Annotated in this window: 20 protein-coding genes and 1 tRNA gene; 7 read left to right on the top strand and 14 right to left on the bottom strand. The window is 63.1% G+C overall.

What is annotated here, in order from left to right; all coding sequences use genetic code 11:
- The first annotated feature begins 1 nt into the window (after position 1).
- Together ACK4FZ_RS11990 and rraA are read left to right on the top strand one after the other, a co-directional pair.
- Complete coding sequence (locus ACK4FZ_RS11990; protein WP_144372663.1) at positions 2-1,480, top strand: DegQ family serine endoprotease; 1,479 nt, start codon at positions 2-4, stop codon at positions 1,478-1,480.
- An 88-nt stretch (positions 1,481-1,568) separates the two neighbouring features.
- On the top strand, positions 1,569-2,048 hold the full coding sequence (gene rraA / locus ACK4FZ_RS11985) for a ribonuclease E activity regulator RraA (protein WP_144372662.1): 480 nt from the start codon (positions 1,569-1,571) through the stop codon (positions 2,046-2,048).
- Here rraA and ACK4FZ_RS11980 read toward each other — a convergent pair.
- The 7 genes from ACK4FZ_RS11980 to pcnB all read right to left on the bottom strand — a co-directional run bounded on the left by ACK4FZ_RS11980 (position 2,000) and on the right by pcnB (position 7,299).
- The gene (locus ACK4FZ_RS11980) at positions 2,000-2,440 is read right to left on the bottom strand and encodes a GFA family protein (protein WP_409821200.1); all 441 of its coding nucleotides are present in this window, start codon (positions 2,438-2,440) and stop codon (positions 2,000-2,002) included. The genes rraA and ACK4FZ_RS11980 overlap by 49 nt on opposite strands.
- 207 nt (positions 2,441-2,647) lie before the next feature.
- Positions 2,648-3,028, bottom strand: coding sequence for an aspartate 1-decarboxylase (panD, locus tag ACK4FZ_RS11975; RefSeq protein WP_409821199.1), 381 nt, complete (start codon positions 3,026-3,028; stop codon positions 2,648-2,650).
- Positions 3,029-3,057: 29 nt separating this feature from the next.
- Positions 3,058-3,891, bottom strand: coding sequence for a pantoate--beta-alanine ligase (gene panC / locus ACK4FZ_RS11970; protein ID WP_144372660.1), 834 nt, complete (start codon positions 3,889-3,891; stop codon positions 3,058-3,060).
- 55 nt (positions 3,892-3,946) lie between these two features.
- Positions 3,947-4,738 carry a 3-methyl-2-oxobutanoate hydroxymethyltransferase gene (gene panB / locus ACK4FZ_RS11965; RefSeq protein ID WP_144372659.1) on the bottom strand — a complete coding sequence of 264 codons (792 nt, stop codon included), beginning with the start codon at positions 4,736-4,738 and terminating at the stop codon, positions 3,947-3,949.
- Between the two features lie 69 nt (positions 4,739-4,807).
- On the bottom strand, positions 4,808-5,446 hold the full coding sequence (locus ACK4FZ_RS11960; RefSeq protein WP_144372658.1) for a deoxynucleoside kinase: 639 nt from the start codon (positions 5,444-5,446) through the stop codon (positions 4,808-4,810).
- A 12-nt stretch (positions 5,447-5,458) separates the two neighbouring features.
- Positions 5,459-5,938, bottom strand: coding sequence for a 2-amino-4-hydroxy-6-hydroxymethyldihydropteridine diphosphokinase (gene folK / locus ACK4FZ_RS11955; protein ID WP_409821194.1), 480 nt, complete (start codon positions 5,936-5,938; stop codon positions 5,459-5,461).
- Positions 5,935-7,299 (bottom strand): polynucleotide adenylyltransferase PcnB, encoded by a 1,365-nt coding sequence (gene pcnB, locus ACK4FZ_RS11950; RefSeq protein WP_409821191.1) that lies wholly within the window; start codon positions 7,297-7,299, stop codon positions 5,935-5,937. Before pcnB ends, folK begins: the two co-directional genes overlap by 4 nt.
- 374 nt (positions 7,300-7,673) lie before the next feature.
- Between pcnB and ACK4FZ_RS11945 the strand changes: the two genes are divergently transcribed.
- The 3 genes from ACK4FZ_RS11945 to murB all read left to right on the top strand — a co-directional run bounded on the left by ACK4FZ_RS11945 (position 7,674) and on the right by murB (position 10,484).
- On the top strand, positions 7,674-7,967 hold the full coding sequence (locus ACK4FZ_RS11945; RefSeq protein ID WP_409821188.1) for a hypothetical protein: 294 nt from the start codon (positions 7,674-7,676) through the stop codon (positions 7,965-7,967).
- A 78-nt stretch (positions 7,968-8,045) separates the two neighbouring features.
- Positions 8,046-9,446 (top strand): MATE family efflux transporter, encoded by a 1,401-nt coding sequence (locus ACK4FZ_RS11940; protein ID WP_144372654.1) that lies wholly within the window; start codon positions 8,046-8,048, stop codon positions 9,444-9,446.
- Between the two features lie 9 nt (positions 9,447-9,455).
- Entirely contained in the window at positions 9,456-10,484 is a 1,029-nt protein-coding gene (gene murB, locus ACK4FZ_RS11935) for a UDP-N-acetylmuramate dehydrogenase (protein WP_409821184.1), read from the top strand.
- A gap of 82 nt (positions 10,485-10,566) precedes the next feature.
- Here the strand turns inward: murB and ACK4FZ_RS11930 are convergent, their stop codons facing one another.
- Together ACK4FZ_RS11930 and ACK4FZ_RS11925 are read right to left on the bottom strand one after the other, a co-directional pair.
- Positions 10,567-10,944: an MAPEG family protein gene (locus ACK4FZ_RS11930; RefSeq protein ID WP_409821181.1), complete on the bottom strand. Its 378-nt coding sequence runs from the start codon at positions 10,942-10,944 to the stop codon at positions 10,567-10,569.
- Positions 10,945-10,952: 8 nt separating this feature from the next.
- A complete protein-coding gene (locus ACK4FZ_RS11925; protein WP_409821178.1) occupies positions 10,953-11,612 on the bottom strand; it encodes an energy-coupling factor ABC transporter permease in 660 nt (219 codons plus the stop codon).
- A gap of 115 nt (positions 11,613-11,727) precedes the next feature.
- On the opposite strand from ACK4FZ_RS11925, the gene nadC reads away from it, so the two are divergent.
- A complete protein-coding gene (gene nadC / locus ACK4FZ_RS11920) occupies positions 11,728-12,570 on the top strand; it encodes a carboxylating nicotinate-nucleotide diphosphorylase (RefSeq protein WP_409821175.1) in 843 nt (280 codons plus the stop codon).
- A gap of 136 nt (positions 12,571-12,706) precedes the next feature.
- Here the strand turns inward: nadC and ACK4FZ_RS11915 are convergent, their stop codons facing one another.
- The 4 genes from ACK4FZ_RS11915 to trxA form a co-directional block, all read right to left on the bottom strand.
- Positions 12,707-13,315: a CoA pyrophosphatase gene (locus ACK4FZ_RS11915; protein WP_409821174.1), complete on the bottom strand. Its 609-nt coding sequence runs from the start codon at positions 13,313-13,315 to the stop codon at positions 12,707-12,709.
- Between the two features lie 2 nt (positions 13,316-13,317).
- On the bottom strand, positions 13,318-13,956 hold the full coding sequence (locus tag ACK4FZ_RS11910) for a trimeric intracellular cation channel family protein (protein ID WP_144372648.1): 639 nt from the start codon (positions 13,954-13,956) through the stop codon (positions 13,318-13,320).
- Between the two features lie 77 nt (positions 13,957-14,033).
- Positions 14,034-15,290 carry a transcription termination factor Rho gene (gene rho / locus ACK4FZ_RS11905; protein WP_144372647.1) on the bottom strand — a complete coding sequence of 419 codons (1,257 nt, stop codon included), beginning with the start codon at positions 15,288-15,290 and terminating at the stop codon, positions 14,034-14,036.
- Between the two features lie 168 nt (positions 15,291-15,458).
- A complete protein-coding gene (gene trxA / locus ACK4FZ_RS11900) occupies positions 15,459-15,785 on the bottom strand; it encodes a thioredoxin TrxA (protein WP_144372646.1) in 327 nt (108 codons plus the stop codon).
- A 167-nt stretch (positions 15,786-15,952) separates the two neighbouring features.
- Here trxA and fabI point away from each other — a divergent pair, with 167 nt between their 5' ends.
- Positions 15,953-16,741: an enoyl-ACP reductase FabI gene (fabI, locus tag ACK4FZ_RS11895; RefSeq protein WP_409821170.1), complete on the top strand. Its 789-nt coding sequence runs from the start codon at positions 15,953-15,955 to the stop codon at positions 16,739-16,741.
- Between the two features lie 65 nt (positions 16,742-16,806).
- Here fabI and ACK4FZ_RS11890 read toward each other — a convergent pair.
- Positions 16,807-16,879: transfer RNA gene (locus ACK4FZ_RS11890), tRNA-Thr, on the bottom strand.
- Positions 16,880-17,297: the final 418 nt, after the last annotated feature.

Raw genomic sequence — 17,297 nt, 5'->3', positions numbered from 1 at the left:
GGTGAACGCCTGCACACGCTTGGCCCTCATCACCGCCGTAGCCGTCTCGCTGGGAGGCTGCGGCAAAATCGAAGCCCTGTTCAAGGACGACAAGGGGGTCACCGTTGCCGTACCCGCCAAATCGGACGGCAGCGTGGCCATGCTATTGCCCGACTTTACCCAGCTGGTTGAGCGCGAAGGCCCGGCTGTAGTCAACATCCAGGCCATGCGCGCTGAAACGCGCACCAGCCAGAGCGACAACCCGTACGCGGTACCGGAAGACGACCCGTTCTACGAGTTTTTCCGCCGCTACATGCCCAACCCCAACCAGCAACAGGAAACGCCGCCACCATCAGAAAGCGTGTCCTTCGGCAGCGGCTTCATCTTTACCGAAGACGGCTACATCCTCACCAACGCCCATGTGGTCACCGGCAGCACCCAGATCAAGGTGATGCTGACCGACAAGCGCGAAATGCGCGCCAAGCTGGTGGGCCTGGACAAACGTACCGACGTGGCCGTGCTGAAGATCGACGCGGCCAACCTGCCCACCGTCAAGACCGGCACCCCGGACGAGTTGAAAGTAGGCGAATGGGTAGCCGCCATCGGCGCGCCGTTCGGCTTTGAAAACACCGTCACTGCCGGCATCGTCTCGGCCAAAGGCCGCAGTCTGCCCGACGAAAGCTACGTGCCGTTTATCCAGACCGACGTCGCCATCAACCCGGGCAACTCCGGCGGCCCGCTGTTCAACCTGAAGGGCGAAGTCATCGGCATCAACTCGCAGATCTACAGCCGTAGCGGCGGTTTCATGGGCATTTCGTTTGCCATCCCGATCGATCTGGCCATGAAGGTAGCCGACCAGCTGAAGGCCAAGGGCAAGGTCAGCCGCGGCCAGCTGGGTGTGCATATCCAGGAAGTGACGCAAGAACTGGCGCAGTCGTTCGGCCTGGACCGCGCCCGCGGCGCGCTGGTGGTCCGCGTGGAGCCATCCGGCCCGGCCAGCCGCGCCGGCATCCAGATCGGCGACATCATCCTGCGCCTGAACGGCCAGCTGGTGGAAAGCTCGCGCGACCTGCCGCGCATGGTGGGCGACCAGCCGCCGGGCGCCCGCATCAAGCTGGGCGTATGGCGCAAAGGCAGCGAACAGAACGTGGAAGCCACGCTGGCCGAGCTGGCCGCCGAGCAAAGCCAGGCGCAGCCGGAGCAGGCACAGCCGGAGCAACCGCAGAGCTACCAGTTCGGCAAACTGGGCCTGACCCTGTCCGAACTGTCGGTGGCCGACCGCGAAGAGCTGGGCATCCGCGGCGGCTTGTTCGTGCAGAAGGTGCAAGGCCTGTCGGCGCGTGCCGGCCTGCAACACGGCGACATCATCATCGGCCTGAACCAGACCGAAGTCACCACCGTAAAAGGCTTCGAGAAAGCGCTGAACGACGCCCGTGGCAATATCGCGCTACTGGTAAGGCGCGGCGACAGCACACTGTTCGTGCCGCTGCGCATGAACTGATTTCCAGCCGCCGCCAGGCGGCTTTTTTTTCGCCGCCAAGGCCGGGCACACGGCCAGGCGGCCAACGTCATGACACAAAGGAGAAACCATGAGCTTCCTGACCACCGACCTGTACGACGCCAATGAGGGCAAAGTAGCGGTACTACAGCCAATGCTGAAAAGCTACGGCGGCAAGGCGCGTTTTGCCGGCCAGATCGTCACCCTGAAACTGTACGAAGACAACACGCTGGTGCGCGAGGTACTGAGCGAAGCCGGCGCCGGCAAGGTGCTGGTAGTAGACGGTGGCGGCTCGCTACGCTGCGCGCTGCTGGGCGACCAGATTGCCGAACTGGCGGTGAAGAACCAGTGGGAAGGCGTGGTGATTTACGGCTGCATCCGCGATTCGGTTGCCATCGCTGCGCTGCCGCTGGGCGTGCGTGCGCTGGACACCAACCCGAAAAAATCGGTAAAGCGCAATGAGGGCACACGCGACCTGGTGCTGAATTTCGGCGGCGTGGACTTCACGCCCGGGCACTGGCTCTACGCCGACGAAGACGGCGTACTGGTCTCGCCCACGGCCCTGCTCTGAGCCTGACGGTGGCGCGGGTGCGCCGGCAGTAGCGGAAAAATGCTGCTGCGCACCCAGTGCAGCATCTGATCGGTCCAGGTATGGTCTTCCGGCACCAGCAACTCAGGTTGGTCCAGTGTGGCGGCGGTAATGTCGATTTCGTCCGGTGCGTCTTCGGTACGGTAGCTAAGCGTGGTGCCGCACTGCGGGCAGAAGCCGCGCTTTACCCCGATCGACGAATGGTACAGCCGCAGCTCGCCCTGCCACTGCAGGTCGATGCTGCGCACGGTAAACCAGGTCACGAACGGGGCGCCGCTGGCCTTGCGGCAGGACGCACAATGACAATGGGTGACGTGATAGGGTTGGCCGCGAAACCGGTAACTTACCGCACCGCACAAGCATCTGCCTTGCATGAGCCCCCCTTTCGTTGACAAATCCGTTACTTAGCCACTATAGCCAAGCTGCGTAGCCGGCGGAAGCGCTGCACTGCAAAATGTCGATGGCCTGCCCTGCCGCACTGCCGAACGCCGCCGCGGCCAACCTTACCAGCTGGCAACAAAAAACCCCTGCTGCATCGGCAGACAGGGGCTGCGTGTTGGCCGCGCCACGCGCGGCAGGCATCAGGCCGGTTGTACCGGGGTGGCGCCTTTTACTTCGGTGATCACGTTGTTCTCGTCCACAAACACCAGCTTCGGGTTGTGGTGGGCCAGCTCGCTGTCTTCGTAGGCCGCAAAGCTGGCGATGATCAGCAGGTCGCCGGGGGCGGCGCGGCGCGCAGCAGAACCGTTGACCGAGATCACACCGGAGCCGCGCTCGGCACGGATGGCGTAGGTGGCAAAACGCTCGCCGTTGGTCACGTTCCAGATCTGCACTTCTTCGTATTCGCGAATGTCTGCCGCTTCCAGCAGGTTTTCGTCGATGGCGCAGGAGCCGATGTAGTGCAGCTCGGCGTGGGTGGTGGTGACGCGGTGAAGCTTGGATTTCAGCATGGAGCGCTGCATGGTTTTTTCCTGTTACGGGCGCTGCTAACTCAGCGCGTTACTTCGATATTGTCGATCAGACGGGTGCGGCCCAGGCGGGCGGCAGCCAGTACCACCAGACGGCTTTCGCCGGCATGGGCGATTTCCAGCGTGTCGGCCTGGCGGACTTCGATATAGTCCACGCGCCAGCCGTGCGCCGTCAGGTCGTCGGCGGCAGCTTTTTCCAGTACCGCGTAGCGGTTGTCGCCAGACAGCAGCGCGTCGCGGATGGCGGACAGGTGACGGTACAGGCGCGGCGCTTCAGCGCGCTCTTCCGGGCTGAGGTAACCGTTACGCGACGACAGCGCCAGGCCGTCTTCGGCGCGGCCGGTATCCACCGGCACGATCTCGATCGGCATGTTCAGGTCGTCCACCATGGCACGGATCACGTGCAGCTGCTGGAAGTCCTTCTTGCCGAAACAGGCGACGTCGGCCTGCACGATGTTGAACAGCTTGCTCACTACCGTGGCCACGCCACGGAAATGGCCGGGGCGGAAGGCGCCACACAGCTCGTTCTGGATATGCGGCGGCTCCACATTGAAGTCCTGCTTGATGCGCGGGTACAGCTCGCGCTCGTCCGGGAAGAACAGCACGTCCACACCGGCAGCTTCCAGCTTGGCGCAATCGGCCTCGAAAGTACGCGGGTAGGCGTCGAAGTCCTCACCCTGGCCGAACTGCAGGCGGTTAACGAAAATGCTGACCACCACCTTGTCGGCGTGCTGGTGCGCGGCATCTACCAGCGCCAAATGGCCGGCGTGCAGGTTGCCCATGGTAGGCACAAAGGCCACGCGGCCGGCGGTTTTGCGCCAGGCGCGCAGCTCGGCAATGCTACGGATGACTTGCATGGTTCTCACTCAGAGAAGGCTGCCCCCCGGCCGTGGCCGGGCAGCAGCAGGTGACTCAGAAACAGTGTTCCGGCGCCGGGAAGCTGCCGTCCTTGACCGCGCTGACGTAGGCGCCAACTGCGCCCTGAATGCTCTGGGCTTCGTCCATGAAGTTCTTCACGAAGCGGGCCTTCTTGCCCGGGAACACGCCCAGCACGTCGTGCAACACCAGCACCTGGCCGGATACGTCCGGGCCGGCGCCGATGCCGATGGTCGGCACCTTCACCGCCTCGGTCACGCGCTTGGCCAGCGCTGCCGGCACGCACTCCATCAGCACCAGGCTGGCGCCGGCTTCGGCCAGTACGCGCGCTTCTTCGATGATGCGCTCGGCGTCGCTTTCGCTCTTGCCCTGCACCTTGTAGCCGCCAAAGGTATTGACGAACTGCGGGGTCAGGCCGATGTGGGCGCATACCGGCACGCCGCGCTGCACCAGGAAGCGCACGGTATCGGCCATGAAGGCACCGCCTTCCAGTTTCACCATGTGGGCACCGGCCTGCATCAGGCGCGCCGAGCTGGCAAATGCCTGCGCCGGGCTTTCCTGGTAGGCGCCGAACGGCAGGTCGGCCAGCACCAGCGCGCGCTTGGCACCGCGTGCCACGCAGCGGGTGTGGTACACCATTTCGTCCAGCGACACCGGCAGGGTGGAGTCTTCGCCCTGGATGACCATGCCCAGCGAATCGCCGATCAGCATGATATCGACACCGGCGCCGTCCAGCAGGCTGGCAAAACTGGTGTCGTAGCAGGTCATCATGGCGATTTTTTGCCCCTCGGCCGCCATGGTGTGCAGTGTGTTAACGGTGACTTTCATGTGTTTTTATCCTTGTTGCTTCTTCCGGTTGCGCGTTGCCCAGCTTGTGGCCGGGGCGCGCCCAGGGCGTCATGCGCCCTTGTTGAAGTAACTGCGCTGGCCACGCATCTCGCTGATGCAGCGCAACAATAGCCCGAAATCTTCCTCACCTTCAACCAGATCAAGATGGTCGGTGTTGACGATCAGGAGCGGGGCCGCCTCGTAGGCGTGAAAAAAGGTACTGTAGGCCTCGTGCATGCGCTGCACGTAGCCTTCCGGCATGGCAATGGTCTCGCCCGCAGCCGAGCGTGCGGCCAACCTTTTGCTGACCGTTTCCGGCGACGCCTGCAGGTAGATCACCAGATCCGGCACCGGGTGCTCGGGCAGGAAGCGCTGCACGATGCGCTGGTACAGCGCCAGCTCGTCCTTGTCCAGCGTCTGCTCGGCGAACATGGCGTCCTTGTCGAACAGGAAGTCGGCCACCAGCGGCGCGGCCAGCAGGTCGCCATCCAGCATGCCGTGCGCCATGTCGGCACGACGCATCAGGAAGTGCAGCTGGGTAGACAGGGCGTGGTACGGCGGGTGGCGGTAGAAGCGTTCCAGAAAGGGGTTCTGACCGCCCTCTTCGGCCAACAGGCGAACCTGCCAGTAATCGGCCAGACGACGGGCGAGGCCGGATTTGCCGCAGCCGATCGGGCCTTCCACCACAACATAGCGCAAATGGGACATGGCGTTTCCTGTTCAGGGCAAACGTTGCACCCCGGCGGCGTCCAGCGCGGCGGCAATGTCTGCCGCCCGGCCGTGCCCGCCCACCAGGGTATCGGGAGCCATTTCTGCCAGCGGCAGCATCACGAAAGCGCGTTCGTGCATGCGCGGGTGCGGCAGCGTAAGAAATTCGGTTTCAAGGCAGACGCCGTCTACTAGCAGCAGGTCGAGGTCGAGCACGCGCGGCGCATTACGAAAGGTGCGCACGCGGCCAAAGGCCTGCTCCAGCTGCAGCAAGGCGGCCAGCAAGTCCTGCGGCGCCAGCGCACTGTCTACCTGGCACACGGCATTGATGAAGTCCGGCTGGTCCGCATAACCCACCGGCGCGGTGCGGTAGCAGGACGAACGTGCCAGCAGGCTGACGCCGGGCAATTTGCCGATGGCGTGCAGGGCTGCTTCTACCTGCTGCACCGGGTTGTCCAGGTTGCTACCCAGCGCGATGATGGCACGACTCACTCGGCGCCACCTTCGGTCGGGCGCGCATTCGGCTTGCGGCGACGGCGGCGCTTCTTGCGCTCGCTGTCGGCAGCTGCAGAGGGCTGCGGCGCCTGGCGCGCTTCTTCGACCAGCAGCTGGCGATCGTCGTGATCGGCGTGCTGGAACTCGGCCCACCACTGCACCAACTCGCGCGGCACATCGCCGGCTTCGGCGCGCAGGCAGTAGAAATCGAAGGCAGCACGGAAGCGCGGCTGCTCCAGAAAACGGAACGGGCGGGCACCGGTGCGGCTTTCAAAGCGTGGCTGTAGCGACCAGATCTCGCGCATGGTGGCGGAGAAACGGCGCGGAATGGCGAAGTCTTCGTCCTGCAGCGACTCTACCTCGGCCATGGCGGCCATCAGCGCGGCAATCGATTTTTCGCCGGCGGCCATGCGCGCCTTCCAGCGGTTGTTTACCTGCGCCCACAGCAGTGCGGCCAACATGAAACCCACCGATACCGGTTTGTCGGCGCGGATGCGCTCGTCGGTGCTGGCCAGCGCCAGCTGCAGGAAGCCTTCGCCGCCCTCTTCGTCCATCACCGCGTCCAGCAGCGGGAAGATGCCGCGCGACAGGCCTTCATCGCGCAGCTTTTTCAGACAGGCGTAGGCGTGGCCGGAGTGCAGCAGCTTCAGCAGCTCGTCAAACAGGCGGGCCGGCGGTTCGTTCTTCAGCAGGTGGGCGTGGGCGGCAATCGGCTTGCGGGTGTGCTCGTCGATCTCGAAACCCAGCTTGGCCGCCAGGCGCACCGCGCGCAGCATGCGCACCGGGTCTTCCTGGTAACGGCGGGCCGGCTGGCCGATCATCACCAGCTTGCGCGCCTGCAGGTCTTTCACCCCATGGTGGTAATCGATGATGGTTTCATCGGTGGGGTTATAGAACAGCGCGTTGACGGTGAAATCACGCCGCTGCGCGTCCTCGATCTGGCTGCCGTAGGTGTTATCGGCCATGATGCGGCCGGTTTCGTTGGTTTTGCCCACTTCGCCACCCCGGAAGGTGGTGACCTCGATGGTTTCCGGGCCCATCATCACGTGCACGATGCGGAAGCGGCGACCGATGATGCGGGAACGGCGGAACAGATGGTGCACCTCTTCCGGCGTGGCGCTGGTGGCCACGTCAAAATCCTTGGGCGACACGCCCAGCAGCAGGTCGCGAACCGCACCGCCTACCACGTAGGCGCTGTGGCCGGACTCCTGCAGCCGCGACACCACGCGCAGCGCGGCCTGGCTGAGTGCATCGCGACGAACGCCGTGCTGTGCCAGCGACAGCACGCGCGGCTTGGGTTTGTTGCGGCTGATGCCGGCAGGCAGGTCGAAAACGCGACTGATCAGTTTGCGAATCATCAGGGACAGTATCTGGAAGAAGGTGGGAGGCAGCGGTCGCTGCCCGGATTCAAGGCGAGGATTATAGCCCGATATTTTATGCCGGCTCCAGTTTTGCGCCGCGACGGCGCTTGACAGTATCGATAGACTGCTCTAATTTCTCGGTTGCGCCGATTTGTGACTGCTTGCGGGGCGCCTGACAAATACCAGCTAAAGCGTACCCACACCCGCTGGACGCTTACGCTGCGTCGGCGGGTTTTTGCATTGGCAGTCACCATCCGCACACCAAGGTTTATGCGCCGAGTTAATCGACAACTTGCAGGGCGCCATCGAAATACTGCTAAAGCGTCGCTCGGCCAGCAAAACCGGGCGCGCACACCGCAACGGAGACTGCCATGTACGACTGCCAGGAAGACCGCTACACCGACTTCGCCATCACCCCGCGCCCGGCCGCCCCGGCCCTCAGCGGCTCGCTGACCGCCACCGCGGCCAACCCTGCCCTGCGCCACAAGCTGACCGAGCTGGCGGCCTACGCCACCGAACGCGGCCTGGATATCCACCTGCACCAGGGCACGCTGCAGATTGCCGCGCTGTCGCTGACCGAAGCCCTCAACATCAATGCCCGCTTCGGCCACGACCTGCTGATCAGCTGCCACCTGCGCCGCGACCCGCCGGCGCGTTTTGGCTGAAAAAACTGTCGCATGGCTGGCGGCACGGGCCACAACGGCACCGTATAATGCGGTTTTGACTGTACCCACCCGCCTTGCATGCTGTTTGATCTGAACCGTACCCCTGCTGCCACGCTGCGCAGCGAAGCCCTCACCGTCAGCAAACTGGCGCTACCGATCATGGTGGCGCAGATTGCCCAGGTAGGTACCGGCTTTGTCGATACCGTGATGGCCGGCCACGTCAGTACCGACGATCTGGCCGCCGTGTCGCTGGGTTCCAGCGTGTTCATCACCGTCTACGTCACACTGATGGGCATCGCCTCCGCACTGAACCCCATCCTGGCGCAGCAGGTTGGCCGCGGCGACAGCCACGAGATTGGCGACACCGCCCGCCAGGGACTGTGGTTCGGCCTGCTGCTGGGCGTGCTGGGCATGCTGGCCATGTTGGCGATGCAGCCCTTGCTGCGGCTGTGGCTAAGCCTGCCGCCGGAGGTGGAAGATAAGGCCATGCTGTTCATCACTGGCAGCGCCATGGGCATGCCGGCCGCCATCCTGCACCGCGCGTTGTACGCGTTCAGCTCCAGCCTGGGCCATACCCGCCCCATCATGCTGGTAAGCATTTGCGGCCTGCTGCTGAACATTCCGCTCAACTACGCGCTGATCCACGGTCTGGCCGGCCTGCCGGCGCTGGGTGGCGCCGGCTGCGGCTGGGCCACCGGCATGGTGATGTGGTTCAACGCGCTGGCACTGTTCCTGGTGATCAAACACAAGGCCGCCTATCGCCGCTACGCGTTCACCGGCCAGTTCAGTTGGCCGCAATGGGCGCGCTTTCCGGCGTTCTTCAAGCTGGGCCTGCCGATCGGGCTGTCGTTCTTTGTGGAAGTCAGCCTGTTTTCCTTCATTGCGCTGCTGATCGCCAAACTGGGCACCACCGTGGTGGCCACCCACCAGGCGGTGCTGAATTTTTCCAGCGTGATCTACATGATTCCGCAGAGCATCGGCGTGGCGCTCACCATCCGCGTCGGCCAGCGCGTCGGCGCCGGCGACTACCAAGGCGCCCGCACCGTCTGCGGCGTGGGCCTGGCGCTGGGCGTGGCGCTGGCCACGCTGACCATGATCTGGGTGCTGCTGGGCCGCGAAGGCATCATGCGCACCTATAGCAGCGACCCGGCGGTGATCAGCCTGGGCATGACGCTGATGCTGTTTGCCGCCTTCTACCAATTGACCGACGCCATGCAGACCATAGCCTCGGCCGCCCTGCGCGGTTATAAGGTGACTACCATGCCGATGGTGATCCACATCGTGTCGTTCTGGGTAGTGGGCCTGGGGCTGGGCACCTTCCTGGGGCTGGGCCACGCCAGCCTGCCCGGCCTCACGCTGCCGCTGGGCGTGCACGGCTTCTGGCTGGCGCTGGTAATCAGCCTTACCCTGGCCGGCATGCTGCTGGTTAGCTACCTGTCCCGCGAGAGCCGCCGCCGGCTGCATCGCCAAACTGTTTGAGAGACCATCGTGACCTTTACCCTGCATCACGACTACCCGATCCGCGCCCTCAACACCTTCGGCATGGACGTAAAAGCCGCCTACTTTGCCGAGCTGCAACAGCTGTCGCAGCTGCCGGCACTGCTGGCCAGCGACGCCTACCGCCAAGGCCCGGTGCTGTGGCTGGGCGGCGGCAGCAATATGCTGTTCACCCGCGATTACCCCGGCCTCATCGTGCGTAACGCGCTGAAGGGCCTGCGCGTGCTGGAAGAGAATAACGAACACGTGCTGATCGAAGCCGCCGCCGGCGAAGTGTGGCACGACTTCGTGCAGTACACGCTGCAGCAAGGCTGGAGCGGGCTGGAAAACCTCAGCCTGATCCCCGGCACCGTCGGCGCCAGCCCGATCCAGAACATCGGCGCCTACGGTGTGGAAGTAAAAGACACGCTGCACGAAGTGGTGTGTGCCGACTTGCAGCAAGGCGGTGCCGAAGTGGTGCTGCGTAACGCCGACTGCCGCTTTGCCTACCGCGACAGCGTGTTCAAGCGCGAGCTGGCCGGCCGTTACCTGGTCACAGCCGTACGCTTCCGGCTGGCCAAACAGTTCACCCCGCGTACCGGCTACGGCGACATCGGCCGCATGCTGGCCGAGATGGGCTGCGCCGAAGCGCCCACCGCCCAGCAGGTGAGCCAGGCGGTCATCCGCATCCGCCAAAGCAAGCTGCCGGACCCGGCAGTACTGGGCAACGCCGGCAGTTTCTTCAAGAACCCCATCGTACCGGCAGCACAAGCCGCGGCGCTGTTAGCCAGCCACCCGGCGCTGCCGCACTACCCGCAAGCCGACGGCAGCGTGAAGCTGGCCGCTGGCTGGCTGATCGAACAAGCCGGCCTCAAGGGCTACCGCGACGGCGACGCCGGGGTGCACGACCGCCAGGCGCTGGTACTGGTGAACCACGGCCAAGCCAGCGGCAGCCAGATGCGCGCGCTGGCCGAACACGTCTGCGCCACCGTGCTGCAACACTACGGCGTGCAGCTGGAGGCGGAACCGATCGTGCTGTAAGGCCCCGCCCACAGCACGATAAAACGGCGGCCAACCTTGCCAGGTTGGCCGCCGTTTTGTTTGCCCGCCCTGCCCACGGCGATCAGAACAGATGCGCGGCAGCCAGAAACAGGTACAGCACCGCAGCGTAACCCACCGCCCAAACCAATGATCGCGCCGTCGGCCAGTCCATCACGTAGCACACGCCATACGCCAGCCGCGCCAGCACGAACACCGCCGCCGCCGCGTCCATGTGCTGCTGTGGCACCAGGTTCAAGAAGGCCACTATTACCGCGGCAGCAAATACCGGAAACGCCTCCCAGCTGTTTTGCTGCGCCCAGTGCGCGCGCAAACGCCAGCCTTGCAACGCCGCCTGCGCCGGGCGCGGTGCCCGGTTACTCAAACCACCACTCTTGCTCAGCGCGGCATACAGCAGCGGCAATACCGCTGCGATCAGAATCGCCCAGAATGCAAACTGCATCATCACTCCTAACTCGCCAGATAGTGGCGATCGTCAAAGGTAGCCACCCAGTGCGGGCGGTAAACAATCAGGATGGCCATCACCAGGCCACTGGTAAACGCCTCGGACCAGGCCAGCAAAAAATAGAACGGCATGACGTTTTCCAGCAGATGGTCGGCAGCATAAGCGCCGGCAAGACCCAAGGCCAACAGGCCGCAAGCTGCTGCCAGCAGCATGCCTGCGGCGCCGGTGAGAAACGCGTTGACGAACACGTAGACAAACAGATTGGGCGCCAACCGCTGGCGGGCAAACTGCAGCGTCGCCGCCGTCAGCGCTACCACCGGAGCGTAGCTCAACAAGGCGTTCAGGCCCAGCGCCAGCGGGTCCAGAAAACCGGCTACCGCCAGCACCACCAGCACCAGTGACAAGGCCAGCATGGCCAACCATGGGCCCATCATCAGCGTGAATACGGTGGCACCCAGCAAATGAAACGACAAGCCCGGCTGCAAGCCGGCACGCGCTAGCGCAAAGCCCAGCAACACCACACAGGCGCCGCACCAAGCCGACACCGCCAGCTCCGGCAGCGCCCGCCACGCCACCTTGCGGATGCACAGCAACAGCAATAGCCCCCACACCAGATTTGCGCCCCATACCCAGGGCTGGGCAAACTGCCCGGCCAGAAAATTCATCTGCTCCACCTTGCATCGCAATACAAACGCCATCATAACAGCCGCCCCGCCGCCGCAAAAACCCGCCAGCCGTGCATTGCGGTAAAATGCGGCCAACCTTTAGACGAGAGCACGCATGTTTACCCTGCCCCCTGCCCACCATATTGCCAGCCTGGTCAGCCAGGCCCTGGCCGAAGACATCGGCCAGCAAGACTGGACCGCCCTGCTGATCGACGCCACCACGCCGGGCCACGCCCGCGTGATCGCCCGCGAGGCCGCCACCGTCTGTGGCCAAGCCTGGTTCGACGAAGCCTTCCGTCAGGTAGATGGCCGCTGTCAGGTAAAGTGGCAGGTAGCCGAGGGCCAGCAGGTAGCCGCCGATACCGTACTGTGCGAGATCAGCGGCCCGGCGCGCGCGCTGCTGACCGCCGAACGCACCGCGCTGAACCTGCTGCAGACACTATCGGCCGTCGCCAGCGAAACGCGCCGCTACGCCGACATCATCGCCGGCACCCGCGCCCGCATCCTGGACACCCGCAAGACCCTGCCCGGCATGCGCCTGGCGCAGAAATACGCGGTTACCGTCGGCGGTGGCGTCAACCAGCGCATCGGCCTGTACGACGGCATCCTGATCAAGGAAAACCACATCATGGCCGCCGGCAGCATTACCCGGGCGCTGCAGCGTGCCCGCGAGCTGGCACCGCCGCAGGTAAGTATCCAGGTGGAAGTGGAAAACCTGACCGAGCTGCAAGAGGCGCTGGACGCCGGCTGCACGCTGATCCTGCTGGACAATATGTCGCTGGACGACATGCGCGAGGCCGTGCGCCTGAGTGCCGGCCGCGCTCTGCTGGAAGCCTCCGGCGGCGTGGACTTCAATACCGTGCGCGCCATTGCCGAAACCGGCGTCGACCGCATCTCCATCGGCAAGCTCACCAAGGACGTCCGCGCCATCGACCTGTCGATGCGCTTTAGCCAGTAGGCGTGCACGGCAGTCTTCAGCCGCCCCTCACGTAGCGGCTTGGTCGCAATGAAAAAGCCTGTTTGCGTTGCAAACAGGCTTTTCTTTGGCCATCACGCAGCAGCGCGGTCTGGCACGCTGCGCCAGCAGGTGCGGCTTAGTGCGGATAGTGCTGGTGATAGGCCAGCGCCAGCCGTCTCAGCATCGCCGCCGTCGCGCCCCAGATGAAATAGTCGCCGTGGCGCAGCGAATAATAATGACCACGCACCCCATCGCGCTCGTAGGCGTGGCGCTCGTAATACCGAACATCCAGCACCAGTGTCAGCGGCACGCTGAACACCTCGTCCACTTCGTCCGGCGAAGGCCGGAACGTTACCGCCTCGCGCAACAGGCCCAGCACCGGCGTCACCGCGTAGCCGGTAACGGTCTGGTATTCCGCCATCTCGGCCAGCACCGCCACCGCAGTGGGTGGCACACCGATTTCTTCTTCCGCCTCGCGCAGGGCAGCCTCGGCAGCGCTGGCATCGCCGTCCTCCAGCCGCCCGCCGGGAAAGCTGATCTGCCCGCCATGGCTACGCAGATGCGGCGTGCGCCGCGTCAACACCACGTGCCAACCGTCGGCCAGCTGTTGCCACAGCACCAGTACCGCGGCCGGCTTGTAGCCGCGTTCGCGCGGCAGCAGGCCCTCGCCGTCGGCCGGCAAGGGCGTGGCGGCCAACTGTTGCATCAATTGTGACAACGCATGCTCGTCGCGGGCAATCTGCATGTTCAGCCTCTTTTTTTATTGGCACCGATCTTGGGTAACGACAGCTCGCCCCAATGAGCAAACAGCCGCAGGGCCACACCGCCGACAAAGACCAGCTGCACAGCCACGCCGTGGTCCCACCCCGGCAGCGACAGCAGGTACAAAGCCGCCGCCACCACGATCGACACCGTGCCGTAGAAGTCTTTGTGCAAGATGAAGGGCACGTCGTTCACCATCATGTCGCGCACGATGCCACCACCGACTGCCGTGACAAAGCCCAGCAGGATGACGCCGAACGCATTGATGTGGTACTCCACTCCCAATTTAGCCCCTGCCAGACTGAACGCAACCAGGCCTATCGAATCGGCGAGAATGAACAACGTGGTCAGCAGCTCGTTTTCGCGCTTGTGCAGCCGCGCCGCCATCGCCGCCAGTACACTGAGCGCGATGATGATCAGGTTGGTGTTATCCAGAAACACTTGCGGCATGCGGCCAACCAGCACGTCACGAATGATGCCGCCGCCAATGGCGGTGAGCAGGGTCACGATGATGATGCCCAGCAAGTCCAGGTGCTTGCGCACCCCCAGCAAATAGCCGGAAATGGCAAATGCCACTGTCCCGATGACCGAGTAGCCATCCAGATCGAGCAACCATTGCAGCATAGTGTGTCGCTTTCTGTTTCAAATGCAAAAACGCCAGACCGCATGGCCTGGCGTAGGGGTAGTCGTTTCGTGGCAGCTTAGCGGCGCATCGAATCGAAGAAGGCCAAGTTGGACTTGGTAACGCGCAGCTTGTCCAGCATGAACTCCATCGCCTCCAGGTCGTCCATCGGGTACAGCAGCTTGCGCAGTACCCAGATGCGCTGCAGCTGTTCCTGCGGAATCAGCAGCTCTTCGCGACGGGTGCCGGAGCGGTTGATGTTGATGGCCGGGAAGATGCGCTTTTCGGCCATGCGGCGATCCAGATGGATCTCCATATTGCCGGTGCCCTTGAATTCTTCGTAGATCACGTCGTCCATGCGCGAGCCGGTATCAACCAGCGCGGTGGCGATGATGGTCAGCGAGCCGCCCTCTTCGATATTACGTGCCGCGCCGAAGAAACGCTTCGGCCGTTGCAGCGCGTTGGCGTCCACACCGCCGGTCAGTACCTTGCCGGAAGCCGGGATCACGGTGTTGTAGGCACGGGCCAGACGGGTGATGGAGTCTAGCAGGATCACCACGTCTTTTTTGTGCTCGACCAGGCGCTTGGCCTTTTCGATCACCATCTCGGCCACTTGCACGTGGCGGGTGGCCGGCTCGTCGAAGGTGGAAGACACCACTTCGCCGCGTACCGAACGCTGCATCTCGGTCACTTCTTCCGGACGCTCGTCAATCAGCAGCACGATCATTTCCACTTCCGGGTGATTGGTGGTGATCGCATGCGCAATGTGTTTCAGCATCACCGTCTTACCGGATTTCGGCGGCGCCACCAGCAAACCGCGCTGGCCTTTGCCGATGGGCGAAATCAGGTCGATCAGACGGCTGGTGATGTTTTCCTCGGCCTTGATGTCGCGTTCCAGGTTCAGACGCTCGGTCGGGAACAGCGGGGTCAGGTTCTCGAACAGGATCTTGTGCTTGGCCTGCTCCGGCGAACCGCCATTGACCTTGTCTACCTTCACCAGCGCAAAGTAGCGCTCGCCTTCTTTCGGCGTGCGGATCTCGCCTTCGATGGTGTCGCCGGTATGCAGGTTGAAGCGGCGAATCTGCGACGGGCTGACGTAAATGTCGTCCGGGCCCGCCAGGTAGGACGAGTCCGGGCTGCGCAGGAAGCCGAAACCATCCGGCAGCACTTCCAGCGTACCTTCGCCGAAAATGCTTTCGCCTTTTTTGGCCTGGTTTTTCAGCAGGGCGAAAATCAGGTCCTGCTTGCGCAGGCGGTTGGCGCCATCGATCTCGTTGGAAATGGCCATTTCCACAAGTTCGCTAACATGTTGGCGCTTCAGATCAGATAGATGCATATATGTACGGTCAGCCTAAGAATGTAACAAGGCGGCAATGCGCACCGAGACTGAGGAAAGAAATAGAAGGGGAATATGAAACGAGCGGCCTTGGCCGCTCGCGTACAGGACTAGTGGGAAGATAGTCCAAGAGGCATTATCTGTCAATCCGTTACCGGTGCCAGACGCTTACAGGTGTGCGTTCAGGAACTCGATCAGCTGGGTCTTGGACAGGGCGCCTACCTTGGTAGCAGCCACTTCGCCGTTCTTGAACAGCATCAGGGTCGGGATGCCACGAATGCCGAATTTCGGCGGGGTGGCTTCGTTCTGGTCGATGTTCAGCTTGGCGATGGTCAGACGGCCCTGGTATTCCTTGGCCACGTCGTCCAGGATCGGGGCAATCATCTTGCAAGGACCACACCATTCTGCCCAGTAGTCCACCAACACCGGGCTCTCGGCGTTCAGGACTTGTTGTTCGAACGAATCGTCGGTTACGTGCAGAATCAGGTCGCTCATCGTTTTCCTCTCGGTAGGGTGTCGATATTTCAAATTACAAGCGATGGTAACAACTCCCCCCCGCCCCGACAACCCTTACCGCAGCATGGCAAGCCGGCCAGCGCTACAAGACGGTCGGTCGATTGAAGGCTATAATGCACGGCTGCTTTACAAGTAAAGGATTTGACATGGGATTCCTGCAAGGCAAGAAAATCCTGATCACCGGCATGATCTCGAACCGTTCTATTGCCTACGGCATCGCGCAGGCATGCCATCGCCAGGGCGCAGAACTGGCATTCACCTACGTGGTAGACAAGCTGGAAGACCGCGTGCGTGAAATGGCCGCCGATTTCGGCAGTAAACTGGTTTACCGCTGCGACGTACAGAACGACGACGAAATCGCCTGCCTGTTTGACGCACTCGGCAAAGAATGGGACGGGCTGGACGGGCTGGTACACGCCATCGCCTATGCACCCCGCGAAGCGCTGGAAGGTGACTTTCTGGACGCCCTCAGCCGCGAAGCATTCCACACTGCCCACGACGTGTCGGCGTACAGTTTCCCCGCGCTGGCCAAGGCGGCACGTCCAATGATGCAAGGGCGTAATGCGGCACTGCTTACTCTCTCCTACCTGGGCGCAGTACGCGCGGTACCCAACTACAACGTGATGGGCCTGGCCAAAGCCAGCCTGGAAGCGTCGGTGCGCTTCATGGCCGCCGGCCTGGGCAAGGATGGCATCCGCGTCAACGGCATTTCTGCAGGCCCGATCAAGACGCTGGCCGCAGCCGGCATCTCCGGCTTTGGCAAGCTGCTGAACATGGCGGCCAACCAGTCCTGTTTGCGCCGCAACGTCACCACCGAAGAAGTCGGCAACACCGCCGCCTTCCTGCTCTCCGATCTGTCCTCCGGCATTACCGGCGAAATCACCTACGTTGACGCCGGCTTCAGCATCAACGCGCTGAACGTCATGGAAGACTGAGCGTAGCGGCAACCTCAAAAGAAAAAGCCCGATCTGCATGATCGGGCTTTTCGTATCTGGCACGGTGCCGGTAAGAGGAGTCGAACCCCCGACCTTCGCATTACGAATGCGCTGCTCTACCAACTGAGCTATACCGGCTAACCGTTAAAACACATTATATCAGCAGGCTTCACGCTTGAAAATAAGGTGCGATTACCGTGCAAACGCTAATACATCGTAGCCCGGCATAAGCCGCAGGCGCATCCGGGGGCCGGCCGCAGGCCGGCATGGGGTGGGGGCAACGTGGCCGAGGTTGGTCGGTAAGTGGCGGCGATGGTGTATCGAGTGAGTGATTAGCCCAGACGGGAGCGATGTTGCAGCCAAGGTTGGCCGCCAGGGGAACATCGGCGGGACGTCGGGGATATCGCACGCGTTGGTTGGGCACGGCAATGCGTGCTCGCACTTTCACCGCGCCAATGCACAAAGCCCAGCTCGTCTGAGCTGGGCTTTGTCTTAAGGGAGTCTGGCGGTGTCCTACTTTCACACGGGAACCCGCACTATCATCGGCGCTGAGGCG

The sequence above is a fragment of the Vogesella sp. genome, from assembly GCF_046297735.1.
Taxonomy (GTDB): Bacteria; Pseudomonadota; Gammaproteobacteria; order Burkholderiales; family Chromobacteriaceae; genus Vogesella; species Vogesella urethralis.
This window is presented reverse-complemented; position numbering and strand designations above follow the sequence as displayed.

Bases quoted from the DNA above. Each gene is read 5' to 3' on its own strand.
- rraA (WP_144372662.1), top strand. From the start codon at position 1,569: ATGAGCTTCCTGACCACCGACCTGTACGACGCCAATGAGGGCAAAGTA.
- ACK4FZ_RS11910 (WP_144372648.1), bottom strand. From the start codon at position 13,956: ATGCTGCAATGGTTGCTCGATCTGGATGGCTACTCGGTCATCGGGACA.
- panB (WP_144372659.1), bottom strand. From the start codon at position 4,738: ATGAAAGTCACCGTTAACACACTGCACACCATGGCGGCCGAGGGGCAA.
- ACK4FZ_RS11940 (WP_144372654.1), top strand. From the start codon at position 8,046: ATGCTGTTTGATCTGAACCGTACCCCTGCTGCCACGCTGCGCAGCGAA.
- rho (WP_144372647.1), bottom strand. From the start codon at position 15,290: ATGCATCTATCTGATCTGAAGCGCCAACATGTTAGCGAACTTGTGGAA.
- panD (WP_409821199.1), bottom strand. From the start codon at position 3,028: ATGCAGCGCTCCATGCTGAAATCCAAGCTTCACCGCGTCACCACCACC.
- ACK4FZ_RS11945 (WP_409821188.1), top strand. From the start codon at position 7,674: ATGTACGACTGCCAGGAAGACCGCTACACCGACTTCGCCATCACCCCG.
- ACK4FZ_RS11925 (WP_409821178.1), bottom strand. From the start codon at position 11,612: ATGAATTTTCTGGCCGGGCAGTTTGCCCAGCCCTGGGTATGGGGCGCA.
- fabI (WP_409821170.1), top strand. From the start codon at position 15,953: ATGGGATTCCTGCAAGGCAAGAAAATCCTGATCACCGGCATGATCTCG.
- ACK4FZ_RS11915 (WP_409821174.1), bottom strand. From the start codon at position 13,315: ATGCAGATTGCCCGCGACGAGCATGCGTTGTCACAATTGATGCAACAG.
- ACK4FZ_RS11930 (WP_409821181.1), bottom strand. From the start codon at position 10,944: ATGCAGTTTGCATTCTGGGCGATTCTGATCGCAGCGGTATTGCCGCTG.
- ACK4FZ_RS11960 (WP_144372658.1), bottom strand. From the start codon at position 5,446: ATGTCCCATTTGCGCTATGTTGTGGTGGAAGGCCCGATCGGCTGCGGC.
- trxA (WP_144372646.1), bottom strand. From the start codon at position 15,785: ATGAGCGACCTGATTCTGCACGTAACCGACGATTCGTTCGAACAACAA.
- ACK4FZ_RS11980 (WP_409821200.1), bottom strand. From the start codon at position 2,440: ATGCAAGGCAGATGCTTGTGCGGTGCGGTAAGTTACCGGTTTCGCGGC.
- nadC (WP_409821175.1), top strand. From the start codon at position 11,728: ATGTTTACCCTGCCCCCTGCCCACCATATTGCCAGCCTGGTCAGCCAG.
- pcnB (WP_409821191.1), bottom strand. From the start codon at position 7,299: ATGATTCGCAAACTGATCAGTCGCGTTTTCGACCTGCCTGCCGGCATC.
- panC (WP_144372660.1), bottom strand. From the start codon at position 3,891: ATGCAAGTCATCCGTAGCATTGCCGAGCTGCGCGCCTGGCGCAAAACC.